The organism is Stenotrophomonas sp. Steno-Z10-BAI (genome assembly GCF_056393115.1).
In genome coordinates this window covers 241,949-257,278 of record NZ_JBWJOZ010000003.1, presented here as the reverse complement: position 1 = coordinate 257,278, position 15,330 = coordinate 241,949, and the positions used below count along the sequence as shown (strand labels likewise).

At 66.2% G+C, this 15,330-nt stretch carries 14 protein-coding genes; 5 read left to right on the top strand and 9 right to left on the bottom strand.

What is annotated here, in order from left to right; translation table 11 throughout:
• The first annotated feature begins 35 nt into the window (after nt 1-35).
• Together ahcY and ybaK are read left to right on the top strand one after the other, a co-directional pair.
• The gene (gene ahcY, locus AC06E9_RS09965) at nt 36-1,481 is read left to right on the top strand and encodes an adenosylhomocysteinase (protein WP_478055988.1); all 1,446 of its coding nucleotides are present in this window, start codon (nt 36-38) and stop codon (nt 1,479-1,481) included.
• Between the two features lie 224 nt (nt 1,482-1,705).
• Entirely contained in the window at nt 1,706-2,179 is a 474-nt protein-coding gene (ybaK, locus tag AC06E9_RS09960) for a Cys-tRNA(Pro) deacylase (RefSeq protein ID WP_121042730.1), read from the top strand.
• A gap of 131 nt (nt 2,180-2,310) precedes the next feature.
• On the opposite strand, the gene AC06E9_RS09955 is transcribed toward ybaK, so the two are convergent.
• The 5 genes from AC06E9_RS09955 to AC06E9_RS09935 form a co-directional block, all read right to left on the bottom strand.
• Complete coding sequence (locus tag AC06E9_RS09955; RefSeq protein WP_152152360.1) at nt 2,311-2,868, bottom strand: DUF3228 family protein; 558 nt, start codon at nt 2,866-2,868, stop codon at nt 2,311-2,313.
• Between the two features lie 54 nt (nt 2,869-2,922).
• The gene (locus tag AC06E9_RS09950; RefSeq protein ID WP_121042726.1) at nt 2,923-3,663 is read right to left on the bottom strand and encodes a LytR/AlgR family response regulator transcription factor; all 741 of its coding nucleotides are present in this window, start codon (nt 3,661-3,663) and stop codon (nt 2,923-2,925) included.
• A complete protein-coding gene (locus AC06E9_RS09945) occupies nt 3,660-4,730 on the bottom strand; it encodes a sensor histidine kinase (RefSeq protein ID WP_478055987.1) in 1,071 nt (356 codons plus the stop codon). Before AC06E9_RS09945 ends, AC06E9_RS09950 begins: the two co-directional genes overlap by 4 nt.
• Nucleotides 4,731-4,750: 20 nt before the next feature.
• Nucleotides 4,751-5,671, bottom strand: coding sequence for an alpha/beta fold hydrolase (locus tag AC06E9_RS09940; protein ID WP_478055986.1), 921 nt, complete (start codon nt 5,669-5,671; stop codon nt 4,751-4,753).
• Nucleotides 5,672-5,792: 121 nt separating this feature from the next.
• Nucleotides 5,793-6,683: a TIGR01777 family oxidoreductase gene (locus AC06E9_RS09935; protein WP_461770635.1), complete on the bottom strand. Its 891-nt coding sequence runs from the start codon at nt 6,681-6,683 to the stop codon at nt 5,793-5,795.
• A 124-nt stretch (nt 6,684-6,807) separates the two neighbouring features.
• Between AC06E9_RS09935 and metF the strand changes: the two genes are divergently transcribed.
• Together metF and AC06E9_RS09925 are read left to right on the top strand one after the other, a co-directional pair.
• A complete protein-coding gene (gene metF / locus AC06E9_RS09930) occupies nt 6,808-7,635 on the top strand; it encodes a methylenetetrahydrofolate reductase [NAD(P)H] (protein WP_478055985.1) in 828 nt (275 codons plus the stop codon).
• 50 nt (nt 7,636-7,685) lie between these two features.
• Complete coding sequence (locus tag AC06E9_RS09925; RefSeq protein WP_282258209.1) at nt 7,686-8,252, top strand: hypothetical protein; 567 nt, start codon at nt 7,686-7,688, stop codon at nt 8,250-8,252.
• Here the strand turns inward: AC06E9_RS09925 and AC06E9_RS09920 are convergent.
• The 3 genes from AC06E9_RS09920 to AC06E9_RS09910 form a co-directional block, all read right to left on the bottom strand.
• Entirely contained in the window at nt 8,242-9,201 is a 960-nt protein-coding gene (locus AC06E9_RS09920) for a Nudix family hydrolase (protein ID WP_152152370.1), read from the bottom strand. The two genes, AC06E9_RS09925 and AC06E9_RS09920, sit on opposite strands and share 11 nt — an antisense overlap.
• 509 nt (nt 9,202-9,710) lie before the next feature.
• Entirely contained in the window at nt 9,711-12,443 is a 2,733-nt protein-coding gene (secA, locus tag AC06E9_RS09915; protein WP_152152372.1) for a preprotein translocase subunit SecA, read from the bottom strand.
• 168 nt (nt 12,444-12,611) lie between these two features.
• A complete protein-coding gene (locus AC06E9_RS09910; RefSeq protein WP_019182479.1) occupies nt 12,612-13,562 on the bottom strand; it encodes a M23 family metallopeptidase in 951 nt (316 codons plus the stop codon).
• 12 nt (nt 13,563-13,574) lie between these two features.
• On the opposite strand from AC06E9_RS09910, the gene AC06E9_RS09905 reads away from it, so the two are divergent.
• Nucleotides 13,575-14,015, top strand: a complete 441-nt coding sequence (locus AC06E9_RS09905; protein WP_026069663.1) for a DciA family protein — start codon at nt 13,575-13,577, stop codon at nt 14,013-14,015.
• Between the two features lie 296 nt (nt 14,016-14,311).
• Here AC06E9_RS09905 and lpxC read toward each other — a convergent pair whose 3' ends face one another.
• Complete coding sequence (gene lpxC / locus AC06E9_RS09900) at nt 14,312-15,223, bottom strand: UDP-3-O-acyl-N-acetylglucosamine deacetylase (protein ID WP_461770637.1); 912 nt, start codon at nt 15,221-15,223, stop codon at nt 14,312-14,314.
• Nucleotides 15,224-15,330 lie beyond the last annotated feature (107 nt).

Below are 15,330 nucleotides of genomic sequence, written 5' to 3'. Positions count from 1 at the left end.
ACGAGTATCGACTCGTCATTACACCGGAGCTTTGAATGAACGCTGTTGCCAAGAACTTCTCCACCGAAGGCGATTACAAGATTGCCGATATCTCCCTGGCCGATTGGGGCCGCAAGGAGCTGGACATCGCCGAGCATGAAATGCCGGGCCTGATGTCGATCCGTCGCAAGCACGCCGCCACCCTGCCGCTGAAGGGCGTGCGCGTGACCGGCTCGCTGCACATGACCATCCAGACCGCGGTGCTGATCGAGACCCTGAAGGACATCGGCGCCGACGTGCGCTGGGCCTCGTGCAACATCTTCTCGACCCAGGACCACGCGGCTGCGGCGATCGCCGCCTCGGGCACCCCGGTGTTCGCCTGGAAGGGCGAGACCCTGGAAGAGTACTGGGACTGCACCCTGGACGCGCTGACCTTCACCCTGCCCGACGGCACCCTGACCGGCCCGGAGCTGGTGGTGGACGACGGCGGCGACGTGACCCTGCTGATCCACAAGGGCTATGAGCTCGAAAACGGCAGCACCTGGGTCGATGAAACGGCCGCCTCGCACGAAGAGCAGGTCATCAAGAACCTGCTCAAGCGCGTAGCCACCGAGCGTCCGGGTTACTGGGCCCGTGTGGTCAAGGACTGGAAGGGCGTCTCCGAAGAGACCACCACCGGCGTGCACCGCCTGTACCAGCTGGCCCAGGCCGGCACCCTGCTGATCCCGGCGATCAACGTCAACGACTCGGTCACCAAGAGCAAGTTCGACAACCTGTACGGCTGCCGCGAGTCGCTGGCCGATGGCCTCAAGCGCGCGATGGACGTGATGCTGGCCGGCAAGGTCGCCGTGGTCTGCGGCTACGGTGACGTGGGCAAGGGCTGCGCCGCTTCGCTGCGCGCTTACGGCGCGCGCGTCGTGGTCACCGAGATCGATCCGATCTGCGCCCTGCAGGCCGCGATGGAAGGCTTCGAGGTCAACACCCTGGAATCCACCCTGGGCCGTGGCGACATCTACGTCACCACCACCGGCAACAAGGACATCATCCGCATCGAGCACCTGAGCGCGATGAAGGACCAGGCCATCGTCTGCAACATCGGCCACTTCGACAACGAGATCCAGGTCGATGCGCTGAACGCGCTGGCGGGCGTGCAGAAGATCAACATCAAGCCGCAGGTCGACAAGTACATCTTCGACAACGGCAATGCGATCTTCCTGCTGGCCGACGGCCGTCTGGTCAACCTGGGCTGCGCCACCGGCCACCCGAGCTTCGTGATGTCCAACTCGTTCGCCAACCAGACGCTCGCACAGATCGACCTGTGGGCGAACAAGGACAGCTACGAGAAGAAGGTGTACCTGCTGCCGAAGAAGCTGGACGAAGAAGTGGCGCGCCTGCATCTGGAAAAGATCGGCGTGAAGCTGACCACCCTGAGCCAGGAACAGGCCGATTACATCGGCGTGCCGGTGGAAGGTCCGTTCAAGCCGGAGCATTACCGCTACTGATCGGCATGCCGGTCCAGTTGCGTTGAAAACAGACGGGCGCCGGAAGGCGCCCGTTTTTTTTGTGGGTTGAGCGCCATCACGACCAACGATCGTGACCTGCCAGGCGGGCGGCACCGACCGTGGGTCAGTGCGCAGAACGAGGTAGGTACCGACCGTTGGTCGGTACGCCTGGTCCGATAGGCTGGGTCAAGCCGACACGCCGCACCCCACGCTACGATGCGCCCATGACCCCTGCCATCAACCTGCTCAAGACGCTCGGCATCGCGCACAGCGTGCTGTCCTACCACCATGACGCCACCGCCACGTCCTATGGTGGCGAGGCAGTAGAGCAGCTCGGGCTGGATCCGGCGCAGGTGTTCAAGACACTGCTGGCAAGCACCGAGAAGCACGAGCTGCTGGTGGCGATCGTGCCGGTGAGCGGCACCCTGGACCTCAAGGCACTCGCCGCAGCGGCCGGCTGCCGGAAGTGCGAGATGGCCAACGCCGAGGCGGCGCAGCGCGCGACCGGTTACCTGGTCGGGGGGATCAGCCCGCTGGGGCAGAAAAAGAAGCACCGCACCTTCCTGGAGGCGAGCGCGCAGATGCTGCCGACCGTGCACGTCAGTGCCGGGCGGCGTGGGCTGGAGGTGGCGCTGGCACCGGCCGATCTGATGCAGCTCACCGGCGGCAGCTACGCAAGCATCGGCAAAGCCCGTTGACCGGTAGTGCCGGCCGCTGGCCGGCTCCCCGTGACGCTTGCCTCATGCGTCAGACAGACTGAAGAGCCGGCCAGCGGCCGGCACTACCCCGTCGTCTTCGATCAACGTGCCATCGCTGCGGCTCCAGCGCCTCAGGGCCGCCAATTGGCGTTGCGGTCCCAGAACGCCACCGCGCGCTGATACGCCTCGCGATCCAGCGGCACGCCGGAGCCACCCTCTTCCACCCCCAGCGCGTTGCGCATCATGGTGATCGGGGCCATCGGCACTTCCTCCGGCTCGGCGGTGTAGATGCAGCCGACGATGCCCCACTCCGCATCGATGGGGGAGCCCTCTTTGGCCAACTGCTCGGCGCTGTACAGGATCACCACCAGGTAGTTCGCGCGCGGCGATTCCACGCCTTCAAACCAGCGCACCAGCACCGGCAGTTCCTCGCGGTTGCGCGCTTCATAACCACTGCGCAGCTGGTGACGGTTGGCCTCCGTGATCGGTACGGTCAGGCAGCGCGTGGAGGTCCAGTTTTCGTACACATGCAGTTTGCAGAAGGGCGCGTAGCCATCGAGCACCTTGAACGGCGCATGCGTGTTGAGGTGCTGTTCGAACTGCTCGGCGCTGCAGTCCTGGATGGTGTTGCCGCGCGGCACGCGGGGAAACAGTCGGGGCCGGGCGAACGCAGTGAGGACGATGGACATGGGCACAATCAGGCGGCGGAGATCCCACACAGGGTAACGCGTGCGGCACGCGCCCTACAGCGCCAGCCGCTCACGCAGCTCGCGGGCCTGCCGCCGCGAGACCTCCACCTGGCTGCCATCATCGAGGGTCAAGTCATATCCGTCACTCAGCGAGGGCTCGATCGCACGCACGCGACGCAGGTTGACCAGGGTGTTGCGGTTGGCGCGGAAGAACAGCGCCGGCGACAGCCGTGCCTCCAGCGTGCTGAGGCTGCGCGCCAGCACCGCGTTCTGGTCGCGGAACCACAGCCGCGCGTAGTTGCCGTCGACGACGACCTTGCGGATCTCCCCGAGCGCCACGAACCAGCAGCGCTCCCCATCGCGCAGGAACACCTGATCCTCGGCACCCAGCGCATCGCGCACGCTGTCCGTCGCAGCGGGGGCGGCCGGTGCCGAGAGGCGCTCCCGACCGCGTTCCAGCGCCGCCTGCAGGCGGCCTGCCTCCACCGGCTTGACCAGGTAGTCGAGCGCGTTGGTTTCGAAGGCGCGCACCGCGTACTGGTCGTAAGCGGTGACGAACACCACCATCGGCACCGTCTCCAGTCCGTCGAGCACATCGAAGCCCTCGCCCGAGGGCATCTGCACATCGAGCAACACCAGATCGGGCTGTTCGCGCAGGATCGCCTCGCGTGCCGCGGGCACGTCGTCGGCCTCGCCGACACACGCCACCCACGGGATCGCCGCCAGCAGGGTGCGCAGCTCGCGGCGCGCCAGTCGCGCGTCATCCACGATCAACACGCGAAGTGAAGCACTCATTGCTGCACCTCCAGGCGGGCCAGCATGCGCTCGCCCAGTCGTTCCAGCAGGAACGTGCCCCGGCTGGATGAAGAGGGCGCCGCGTCGCTGCCCAGCTGCGCGCGCAGATAGGCCAGCCCGATGCCGTGGCCTTCGCTGGTGGCGTCGTGCGCGGCCGGATTGTCCACCGCCACCCGCAGCCAGCCACCATCGAGGCGCACGCGGATCGTCAGCTCGCCGCCGCCGGGATGGACTGCGATGCCGTGCTTGATCGCATTCTCCACCAGCAGCTGCAGTGCCATCGGCGGCAACCGCGCGGACAGCGCGGCCGGCTCGATGTCGGTGTGCACCCGCAGGCGGTCTTCGTAGTGGATCGCTTCCACCGCCAGGTAGTCCTGCACCACGCGCCACTCCTCGGCCAAGGTGACCCAGCCCCCGTCGGTATGCACCAGGGCGTGGCGCAGCGTACTGGATAGATGGGTGACCATGTCGCGCGCACGCGCCGGGTCTTCATTGATCAGTGCACGCAGGTTGTTGAGCGCATTGAACACGAAATGGGGATTGAGCCGCGCACGCAGCGCCTGATGCTCCAGCGTCGCCCGCTGCGCTTCGGCGCGCAGCTGCGCCATCTCGCTGTGCCGGGCACGCTGCAGCGCGCGGCGGCCGGTCCACAGCGCGCACCACACGCTCAGCACGATGGCGGTATTGAACCAGTAGCCGAAGACAGCGGCCGGGCGATAGTTTGCGCGCTGTCCCGGCAGCTGCACCCAGTCCCAGGCCAACGCGGGCAACAGCGCGGCGGCGGTGAGCACCTGGGTGGCCACCGCCACGATCACCACCGCGAGCAGCAGCCGCCACGTCAATCCCAGCAGATCGCGCTGCAACCAGTCATGCCGCAGCGCATAGCCGCGGATGACCGCGCTGCCCACCCACAGGGAAAGCGACACCATCACAGAGATCAGGACGATGCCGGACCAGTGCCCGCCGTAGGTGAACCCCAGCAGCAGGCTCACGCCAAGGTAGGCCAACCAGACCGCGCTGTTGCGCCACCAGAAACCGGTATCGCGTGCTGCCCGCTTCTCGCTCATCGTCTCCACGCCGGTCTCGATCAGGGCGCTGCAGGCAGCTCGAGGAAGCCCCGGATCTGCGTCTGCAGCCAGCGCGGATCATCCCACATCAGGAAGTGGTAGCCCGCGCGGCTCATCTCGATCCGCACACCGGGCAGCGCGGCGTACTGGGTGGCGAATACCTGCCGCGTACTGGCTTCGGTCGCACCATACGGCTGATAGGCCGCCCACGCGCCCAGCACCAGCACCGGGGCCGTGATGCCGGCGATCGGCTGGCGCAGGTCGGTCATCGTCATGGAGTACATCGCGTTGGCGGTGGTGGCGCGATCGCTGTCGCGTCCCCACTGCTTCAAGGTCGCAACATGCTCGGGGGCGTGCGCCATGTTGGCGACCGCCGCGTCGGTCTGCGCCGCGTACTGCGTGGCGTCGGCGGCAAGCATGCCGGCCCGCATCTGCTCGGCCATCGGCGTGAGCGTGGCCGGTGTCGCGGCCGGATTCTGGACCGCGCCGAAGTACGGCAGGGCATCGACGATCACCAGTGGCCCGACCTTCTGCGGCGCCGCGATCGCCATCTGCAGCGCCAGCACACCACCGAGGCTGTGGCCGATCACGGCCGGATGATCGAGCTTGCGGTCCGCACTGTAGGCCAGCAGGCGATCGCGCATGGCGCTCAGAAAGTCTTCGCTGACCACCGCAGGCGCACCGGCAAAGCCCGGCAGCTGGATCAGGTGGCATTGCACCTGCGGCTGCAGCGCGGCGCAGGTCTCGCGCCAGACGTCGGCACCGCTGTTGAGGCCCGGGATCATCAGCACCGGCCGGCCGCTGCCGATCACCTCGACCTGCAGATCCTGGAAGCGCTCGGTGCCCGCATGGGCGGGGCTGACCAAGGTGGCCCATGCGGTCAGCGCAAGCGCAGTCAACGGGGCGATGGAGTAGATGCGGCGGGGACGGACGGTCGACATGGCAGGCTCCTGCTGGGTGAGCATGAAGCGTGGCGCGGGTCGACGCGGCAGGGGCAATTACATGAGCAGCGGCCGCAGACCGGCGATGAGCGGTCGGCAGCGGCGGATGAACATCCGCGCCTCAGCGATCCGGCGCGCCCACGATGGCCTGCAAGGCCGCCGGCAGCGATGGATACTGGAAGACAAATCCCTCCGCCAAGGCGTGCACCGGCTGCACGTTCTGCCCGGTCAGCAGCAGCCCGCTCATTTCACCGAAGCCCAGTTTCAAGGCAAATGCCGGGGTGGTCAGCCGCGCCGGACGGTGCAGCACCTCGCCCAGCGTGGTGGCGAAGGTCCGGTTGCTGACCGTGCCGGGCGCCGTGCCGTTGTAGGCGCCGCGTGCCCGGTCGGTGGTGAGCAGCCACAGGATCATCCCGACCAGGTCCTCGCGATGGATCCAGCTCATCCACTGCCGCCCATCGCCCATCGGCCCGCCGAGCCCCATCCGGAACGGCGGCAGCATCTTCTGCAGTGCGCCGCCCTCACGTTCGAGCACGATGCCGGTCCGCAGCACGCAGGTGCGCACGCCAAGGTCCTCGGCTTTGAGCGCCTCGGCCTCCCACTGCCGGCACAGCATCGCGGCGAAGTCGTGGCCGGGCGAGGCGGTCTCATCCAGCGGCGCGCTGTCGCGGGGACCGTACCAACCGATCGCCGAGCCGGACACCAGCACCTTCGGCCGTTCAGGCAGCGCGGCCATCCAGGCCAGCAGCGCCTGCGTCGTGCCGATCCGGGAATCGCGCAGCGCCTGTTTGCGTTCATCGGTCCAGCGGCCCTCCATCAGCGGCTCGCCTGCCAGGTTGACCACCGCCTGGACCGGGCCGACTTCCTCCAGCGCTGCAACGCTGCGCACGCCCTTCTGCGGGTTCCGGCCGGGCCGGCGGGTGAGGACGATGGGGTCATGGCCCGCGGCCAGCAGCCGCGTGCACAGGCGGCTGCCGATGAAGCCGGTGCCACCGGTGACGAGAATCTGCATGGCGGGTGCTCCGATGAAGTCACGCTCAGTGTAGGCGGCGCGATGTGCAGACGACTGTCACGCACTTCACATTCATCGCGATGAAGAGATATGATTAAACCACACCCGCCGACGCGCCCCGCCCATGACCGCCATCAGCTTCGAGTTCTATCCGCCCAAGACCGACGAGCAGCGTGCCCAGCTGGACCGGACCGCGGCCAAGCTGAAGGTGTTCGCGCCGGAGTACGTGTCGTGTACGTTCGGTGCCGGCGGCTCGACGCTCAGCTACACCTCCGAGACGGTGCGTCACCTCAAGCAGCACCATGGCTTCGAGGCGGCACCGCACCTGTCCTGCGTCGGTGGCAGCCGCGAGGAGATCCGCGAACTGCTCAAGCTGTACCGCGCGATCGGCTGCCGCCGCATCGTCGCCCTGCGCGGTGACCTGCCCTCGGGCATGGGCCACCCCGGCGACCTGCGGTATGCCTCCGAGCTGATCAGCTTCATCCGCGCCGAGCATGGTGATGCGTTCCGGATCGAAGTAGGCGCGTATCCGGAGACCCACCCGCAGGCCAATGACGCGCTGCTGGACCTGAAGCACTTCAAGACCAAGATCGACGCCGGTGCCGATGCGGCGATCACCCAATACTTCTTCAACGCCGATGCCTACTTCCACTTCGTCGATGCGGTACGCAAGCTGGGGGTCACCGTGCCGATCGTGCCAGGCATCATGCCGATCTCCAATTTCAGCCAGCTGCGGCGCTTCTCCGAGCAGTGCGGTGCGGAGATCCCGCGTTGGATCGGCAAGCGCATGCAGGCCTACGGTGACGATGCCGAAGCGGTCCGCGCGTTCGGTGCCAAGGTGGTGGCCAGCCTTTGCGAACGCCTGGTCGCTGGCGGCGCGCCGGGCCTGCACTTCTACACGCTCAACCTGGCCAAGCCGACCACCCAGGTGCTGAAACTGCTGCGCGGGTGAGGCCGCCACGCATCGCTTGCAGATAACGCCCACGCCGCTACGCTGCTGCGATGAAACCGTTCGTGTGGCTCCTGCTGTGTGCGCTGTGCCTGCCTTCGCCCCCCGTCCTGGCGCAGGCGCCGCAGCGCGTGAACCGCTGCACCACGGCCCAAGGCGAAACCGTCTTCACCGATCGCCGCTGCGATGCACTGGGGGCCACCGCCCGTATGCCCCCGCGCACCGCGAGCGTCGGCAACACCGGCATCTACCGCGCCGGCTGCGCGCGCCGGCTCAGTGAACTGACCGGGCAGATCCGCGACGCGGTCAGCGCGCAGGACGTCAACCGGCTGTCGTCGATCTACCTCTGGAGCAACGTCTCCAACGCGACCGCCAACACCATCATCGGTCGGCTGGAATCGGTGGTGAAACGCCCGCTGATCGACATCGCGCCGGTCTACCCGGATACGGCTCCGCCGCTGGTCGATCCGGCACTCGCCACGGCGGGCAGTGCCGAGCCCCCCTCACGTCCCCGTCCGGTCGGCCTGCGCATCGAACAGACCCTCGGCAGCGCCGCCACCCCGGCCCGTACGGTATTCGGCCTGCGCCGTCAGTACGGCTGCTTCTGGATCACGCTGTAGCCGGCCACAGCGACCGGATCGCCGCGATGCCCTGCGCCCCATGGCGGCGCGCCTGCTCGATATCGCCGGGTGTCATCCCGCCCAGCGCATACAGCGGCAACGACACCTGCTCGCGCAGCGCCTCGAAGGCCGCCCAGCCCAGCGGCGTGGCATCCGGGTGGCTGGTCGTCGCCTGCACCGGGCCCAGCACCGCGAAATCACATCCCAGCCGCTGCGCCGCCTGCAACTGCGCCAGATCGTGGCAGGACGCCGCCACCAGCTGACCCGCCGGCAGCGGCCGCTCGCCCAGCGCCAGCAGCTGCTCACTGCCAAGATGCACCCCGACCCCCAGCCGCCCGGCCAGGTCGATGTCCCGGTTCACCAGCCACTGGGTCCGTGGTCCATGCTGCTGGATCACGCGTTCGGCCAGCGCCACCCGCGCCGGGCTGGACGGCGTGCGCAGCTGTACGCGGCGCACCCCGCTCTCCAGTGCCTGCGCCAAGCGTCCCAGCCAGGCCTGGTGGACGCTGTCCTCCTCGCCCTCCAGCTCGGGGGTGATCAGGTACCGGTCCGGCTGCCGCAACGCCGCGACCACCGGCAGGTCCGCCGGCGGCATCGAATACCGGTGGAGCTTGTCCGGCGCCACCCAGGTGATCGCCTGCCCCTCGCGGCCCCGCGGCGAGCCCTTCCAGCCCTGGACCCGGCGCACCTCAAGACGGAGCCGCTTGTCCGGGTAGATCTGCGGCACCTCCATGATCCACTCACCGATCTCCGCCTCGATCCCCAGCTCCTCGCGCAGCTCCCGCACCAGCGCCTCCTCGGAGGTCTCGCCGGCTTCCCGCTTGCCGCCCGGGAATTCCCACAGGCCGGCCATATCGCGGTTCTCGGTACGACGGTTGAGCAGAATGCGGCCACGGGCATCGGTGATGACGCCGGCCACGACATGGATCGAACGAAGGGGAGATGACATACCCGGAGGATGCCCAAAGCCGACCCGATGACGCAATGCCCCCGCGGGTGTCGTCGAGGTGCAGTGCGGACCGTCATGTGTCTCCGTTCGCGTCTGCCGCGACCGTAAGGGCCCCGCAGCGACCGGCAGGCCCCTCGGCAAATGTCCCCCGGCCGCCGCCTGGCGGCGACGGCCTCCTCCTTGATTTTGCCCAGGATCCTGCCGGCCGCTACGGCGCTCGCGTGTGGTGGGAGTGCGCAAAGCGGTCCTTGATCTACCCACCGCTACCGCAGCCTACTGTCACGAGGCGACCGGGCTGCTCCGGGAAGGACCGTCACCCGCATGGATGCGGGTGTCGAGCCTACAAGGAGGTATTTACGGCGTGTCCTGGACGGGGCTGCCCGGTCGCCTCACGCCATGGACATTCGAGGCGCCACGCCGTTGGCGACGAACCACAAAAAAGCCCCGCACCAGGCGGGGCTTCTTCAGCACTTCCAAACAGCCGATCAGTCGATCAGCCAATCAACCGATCAGCTCAGCTGACCATGGCAGTGCTTGTACTTCTTGCCGCTGCCGCACGGGCACGGATCGTTGCGGCCGACCTTCGGCTCATCGCGGCTGACCTGCGCCACGCCGTTCTGCGCCGCCTCCACCTGCGCAGCCTCTTCGTCCGCACCGTAACCGCCCGCGTCCTGGTGCTGGAACTGCGACTGCAGCAGACGTGCCTCCGCCTGCTGGCGCTCGGCCTGCTCCAGCGCCGCCACTTCCTCTTCGCTGCGGATACGCACGCGCGCCAGCAACGTCACCACTTCGCGCTTCACGTTCTCCAGCATCTCCGAGAACAGTTCGAAGGCTTCCTTCTTGTATTCCTGCTTCGGCTGCTTCTGCGCATAACCGCGCAGGTAGATGCCCTGGCGCAGGTAATCCATGCGTGCCAGGTGCTCCTTCCAGCTCTGGTCCAGCACGGTCAGCATCACGTGCTTCTCCAGCGCGCGCATGGTCTCGTCGCCCACGCCGGCTTCCTTCGCCGCGAAATGCTCGTCGACCTTGGCCTGCACCTTCTCGGCGATGCCCTCGGCATCCAGCTCTTCGTGTGCCTTGACCAGTTCGGTCAGCGACATGTCGATGCCGAAGTCCGATGCCAGCGTTGCTTCCAGACCCTGCAGGTCCCACTGCTCGTCGATCGAGTTCGGCGGCACGAAGCGCGCCACCACATCGAAGATCACATCGCCACGGATGCCATCCACGTTGTCCTTCACCGATTCGGCATCCAGCAGCTCATCGCGCTGGCTGTAGATCACCTTGCGCTGATCGTTGTTGACGTCGTCGAAGTCCAGCAGATTCTTGCGGATATCGAAGTTGTGCGCTTCGACCTTGCGCTGCGCCTTTTCGATCTGGCGGCTGACCAGACGATCCTCGATGACGTCGTCTTCCTTCATGCCCATCATGCGCATCGCCTTCTGGACCCAGTCCGAGGCGAAGATGCGCATCAGGTTGTCTTCCAGCGACAGGTAGAAGCGGGACGAACCCGGATCGCCCTGGCGGCCCGAACGGCCACGCAGCTGGTTATCGATACGGCGCGACTCATGGCGCTCGGTGCCGACGATGTGCAGGCCACCGGCCGCCTTGACCGCATCGTGGCGGACCTGCCATTCGGCCTTGACCTGGGCACGCTGTTCCGGCGTCGCCTCTTCGCCCAGCTCATGCAGCTGCGCTTCCAGCGAACCGCCCAGCACGATGTCGGTACCACGGCCGGCCATGTTGGTGGCGATGGTCACCGCGCCCGGCATGCCGGCGTTGGCGATGATGGTCGCTTCGCGGTCATGCTGCTTGGCGTTGAGCACTTCGTGGTGCACACCGGCCTTGCGCAGATGCTCGGACAGCATCTCCGAGGTTTCGATCGAGGTGGTACCCACCAGCACCGGCTGGCCGCGCTCGTTGCAGGCCTGGATATCGGCCAGCACGGCGTTGAACTTGCCGTTGCGGTTGAGGAACACCTGGTCCGAACCGTCCTTGCGGATGGTCGGGCGGTTGGTCGGGATCACCACCACTTCCAGGTTGTAGATGCTCTGGAACTCGTAGGCTTCCGTATCGGCCGTACCGGTCATGCCGGACAGCTTCTTGTACATGCGGAACAGGTTCTGGAAGGTGATGCTCGCCAGCGTCTGGTTCTCACGCTGGACCGGCACGCCTTCCTTCGCTTCCACCGCCTGGTGCAGGCCATCGGACCAGCGGCGGCCGGCCAGGGTACGGCCGGTGAATTCATCCACGATCACCACTTCGCCATCGCGCACGATGTAATCCACGTCGCGCTGGTAGATCGCATGCGCACGCAGCGCCGCGTTGAGGTGGTGCACCACGGTCAGGTTCTGCGCGGCGTAGAGGCCTTCGGTCTCGGCATTGAGGATGCCGGCTTCCACCAGCAGTGCCTCGGCATGCTCCATGCCCGCTTCGGACAGATGGACCTGCTTGCCCTTCTCGTCGACCCAGAAATCGCCTTCGCCTTCCTCGGCCTCCTGCTTGATCAGGTGCGGAACGACGCGGTTGACACGGATGTACAGCTCCGGGGAATCATCGGCCGGGCCGGAGATGATCAGCGGGGTACGGGCTTCATCGATCAGGATCGAGTCGACTTCATCGACGATCGCGTAATGCAGGCCGCGCTGGTAGCGGTCCGCACGGGACAGCGCCATGTTGTCGCGCAGGTAATCGAAGCCGAATTCGTTGTTGGTGCCGTAGGTGATGTCGCTGGCATACGCCTCGCGCTTGTCGCCATGCGGCATGCCCGGGTAGACCACGCCCACGCTCATGCCCAGCCAGTTGTAGAGCTTGCCCATCTGCGCCGAGTCACGGCGGGCCAGGTAGTCGTTCACGGTGACCACGTGGACGCCCTTGCCTTCCAGCGCGTTCAGATACACCGGCAGCGTGGCGACCAGGGTCTTGCCTTCACCGGTGCGCATTTCCGCGATCTTGCCCAGGTGCAGGACCATGCCGCCGATCAGCTGTACATCGTAATGGCGCATGCCCAGCACACGGCGGCTGGCTTCACGGCAGACCGCGAACGCTTCGGGAAGCACCTTGTCCAGGGCCTCACCGTCAGCGATGCGCTGCTTGAATTCCGGGGTCTTGGCCTTGAGCTGCTCGTCGGAGAGCTTTTCGATTTCCGGCTCCAACGCATTGATCTTGGCGACGATGCGGTTGAGCTGGCGCAGCTGTCGTTCATTACGACTGCCGAAGACGCGGGTAAGCAGGCTGTTGATCATTGAAGGAACCGGTTGGAATGAGACGCCCCAACGGCGGCGCTCTCCCCAGGGGATGCGCACGCCGCAAACGAAACAGGGCGCACCGCGCCCTGTCTATGGCAACACCCATTGTAGCTTGGGACGGGGGTCCGGCGTTTCAAGCACCCCCGTTCAAGTTCGTTACCGTGATCAGCCCCGCGAAACGCGGCCGACCGGGGTATTGCCGCCATCACCGAGGAACTTGCGCGGATTGACCACCTGGCCGCGTTCCCAGACCTCGAAGTGCACGTGGGCACCGGTGGAACGGCCCGTGGAACCGGCCTTGGCCACTTCTTGGCCGGCCCGGACCAGATCGCCCGGCTTCACCACCAGGCGCGAATTATGCGCATAGCGGGTCACATAGCCATTGCCATGGTCCACATCGACCACATTGCCGTAGCCGCCCTTCACACCGGCGAAGCTGACCACGCCGTCGGCCACCGACATCACCGGGTCACCGACCTTGGCGTGGAAATCCATGCCCTTGTGGGTGGCCGCACCACGACCGAACGGATCGCTGCGGGTCCCGAAGTTGGAGGTGATGTAGGTGTTGCGGATCGGCATGCGCGAGGGCACGGCGTTCTGTTCGAGCTGGTGGTCGAACATCAGCGACTCCATCACCGACAGTTGGCGGCCTGAAGCAGCAAAGCGCTGCTCCAGCACCTGTAAGTCGGCGTTGACCGCGCTGACCGGGATGTCCTGGGTCGGGCCGGGCTCGCCTTCACCGAGGCCGGGGGTCTCGTTGAAGTCGAATTCACCGTCTTCCAGTTTGCCCATCTGGGTGAGGCGTTCGCCCAGCGCATTGAGACGGGTGGCCTGCGCCTGCAGCTCGCCCATCCGCGCAGCCAGCGCGTTGACCTGGGTCTGAGCGTCCTTCTGGGCCTGCGCCAGCTCGCGTTCCTGCTGTGCGACCTTGGCGTGGAGCCGGGAATCGTTGAACATGCTGCCACCGATACCGGCACCGAAGCCGATCAGGCAGCCCACCCCCAGCACACTGCCCAGCAGGGCCCGGGGGGAATCTTCGAAGTAGAAACGCAAACGCGCCAGCGGCGTCTTGGCCTGTCCTTCACGCGTTTTGATTACGATCTTTTTGAATGCCATCAGTGAGTTTTCATGTCTGAGCCGAAATCCAGTGCCCGTTCCCCATCCACGCCGAAGCCGGCGCTGGATGCGGTCATGGCGGACAAAGCCGGTAACCCGCTGCGTCGTGCCTTGTGGCTCGACGCGCTGGACCGTCAATTGCGCCCCCATTTGCCGCCTGCACTGGCCACCCGTTGCCGGCTGGCGAATGTAAACGGCGAGCACCTCGTTTTTCTCGTCGAATCTCCCGTGTGGCACGCCAAGGTCCGGCTTGCCGAAGCACAGTTGATCGACGCGGCCCGGTCCATCGGGCTGAAGGTCACCAAGGTGACCGTCAAAACAGCATCTGCCCCTCCCCCACGCTCCCCAGCGATCGACAACAGGAATGGCCCCCACGCTGTTTCAGCCGCCACGCACAAAGGGCTACGCGACGCGTTGGCTTGTCTGCGCGATGTGGATTCCTCCAAATCGTGAAGCCATCGGGGCATCCCGCCCCTTCCCGGCCGCGTCACGATCACGTGAACTTTGGCTGGGAGCCGGTCTGCACTGTAGCGGCGGAACCGCCGCCAGTCGTTAGTGTTTTATTAAATTAACGTTAAATTCGGTAGAAACCTTGATGAGGTTCACAAATCTGTGCGCTGTGCACCCCCACGGTTCATTGACGTCAAGGTCACGCCGCGCTCCGCGCCTGCGCAGCCCTGAACGCAGAAACGGCGCCGTGGGCGCCGTCTCGTTTCCTTTTAAATCAATGGCTTGCGCCCACACCTGACTCAGGCGTACGCCGGCAGACCGTAGACGACCGGTGCGGCGGCCGCGGGCGAGTCATAGCTGACCCACTCCCATGCACTGGCATCGGCCAGCAGCGCGCGCACCAGCTTGTTGTTGAGCGCGTGGCCCGACTTGAAGCCTTCGTACGCGCCCAGCACCTGGCCGCCGGCCAGATACAGATCGCCGATCGCATCGAGGATCTTGTGGCGCACGAACTCATCGGCGTAGCGCAGGCCGTCGTCGTTGAGCACGCGGAACTCGTCAAGCACGATGGCGTTGTCCATCGAACCGCCCAGGCCCAGGTTGCGCTCGCGCATGTACTCCAGATCCCGCATGAAGCCGAAGGTCCGGGCGCGCGAGATTTCCTTGGTGTAGGCCAGGGTCGAGAACTCGATTTCCGCCCGCGACTGCTTGGCCGGGATCATCGGGTGGTTGAACTGGATGGTGAAACCGAGCTTGTAGCCTTCGTACGGCTCGAAGCGGGCGACCTTGTCGCCATCGGTGACTTCCACCGTCTTGAGAATGCGGATGAAGCGTTTCGGCGCGTTCTGCTCGGCGATGCCCGCCGACTGCAGCAGGAAGACGAACGGGCCGGAGGAACCGTCCATGATCGGCAGCTCGGCCGAGGACAGTTCCACGATGATGTTGTCCACACCCAGGCCGGCCAGGGCCGACATCAGGTGTTCGACGGTCTGGATCTTGGCCTCGTGATAGGTCAGGCCGGTGCACAGGGTGACTTCGGTGACCAGATCCGCACGCGCAGGCACTTCCACCACCGGGTCCATATCGACGCGACGGAAGACGATGCCGTGGTTGACCGGGGCCGGGCGCAGGGTCATGTAGACCTTGTCACCACTGTGAAGGCCAACGCCGGTGGCGCGGATCGTGTTCTTGAGGGTGCGTTGCGGAATCATCGGGGTGCAGGACCAGAAAGCGCGCGGTCAGCGCGGCTGTGACAAACAAGAATAACACGCACTACCGCTGTCCCTTCCGTGAACCGTGGTGCGTCGACAGCACTGCC

What these genes read in the sequence shown, in the direction of transcription:
- ahcY (WP_478055988.1), top strand. Translation starts at nt 36, where the DNA reads ATGAACGCTGTTGCCAAGAACTTCTCCACCGAAGGCGATTACAAGATT.
- ybaK (WP_121042730.1), top strand. Translation starts at nt 1,706, where the DNA reads ATGACCCCTGCCATCAACCTGCTCAAGACGCTCGGCATCGCGCACAGC.
- AC06E9_RS09955 (WP_152152360.1), bottom strand. Translation starts at nt 2,868, where the DNA reads ATGTCCATCGTCCTCACTGCGTTCGCCCGGCCCCGACTGTTTCCCCGC.
- AC06E9_RS09950 (WP_121042726.1), bottom strand. Translation starts at nt 3,663, where the DNA reads ATGAGTGCTTCACTTCGCGTGTTGATCGTGGATGACGCGCGACTGGCG.
- AC06E9_RS09945 (WP_478055987.1), bottom strand. Translation starts at nt 4,730, where the DNA reads ATGAGCGAGAAGCGGGCAGCACGCGATACCGGTTTCTGGTGGCGCAAC.
- AC06E9_RS09940 (WP_478055986.1), bottom strand. Translation starts at nt 5,671, where the DNA reads ATGTCGACCGTCCGTCCCCGCCGCATCTACTCCATCGCCCCGTTGACT.
- AC06E9_RS09935 (WP_461770635.1), bottom strand. Translation starts at nt 6,683, where the DNA reads ATGCAGATTCTCGTCACCGGTGGCACCGGCTTCATCGGCAGCCGCCTG.
- metF (WP_478055985.1), top strand. Translation starts at nt 6,808, where the DNA reads ATGACCGCCATCAGCTTCGAGTTCTATCCGCCCAAGACCGACGAGCAG.
- AC06E9_RS09925 (WP_282258209.1), top strand. Translation starts at nt 7,686, where the DNA reads ATGAAACCGTTCGTGTGGCTCCTGCTGTGTGCGCTGTGCCTGCCTTCG.
- AC06E9_RS09920 (WP_152152370.1), bottom strand. Translation starts at nt 9,201, where the DNA reads ATGTCATCTCCCCTTCGTTCGATCCATGTCGTGGCCGGCGTCATCACC.
- secA (WP_152152372.1), bottom strand. Translation starts at nt 12,443, where the DNA reads ATGATCAACAGCCTGCTTACCCGCGTCTTCGGCAGTCGTAATGAACGA.
- AC06E9_RS09910 (WP_019182479.1), bottom strand. Translation starts at nt 13,562, where the DNA reads ATGGCATTCAAAAAGATCGTAATCAAAACGCGTGAAGGACAGGCCAAG.
- AC06E9_RS09905 (WP_026069663.1), top strand. Translation starts at nt 13,575, where the DNA reads ATGTCTGAGCCGAAATCCAGTGCCCGTTCCCCATCCACGCCGAAGCCG.
- lpxC (WP_461770637.1), bottom strand. Translation starts at nt 15,223, where the DNA reads ATGATTCCGCAACGCACCCTCAAGAACACGATCCGCGCCACCGGCGTT.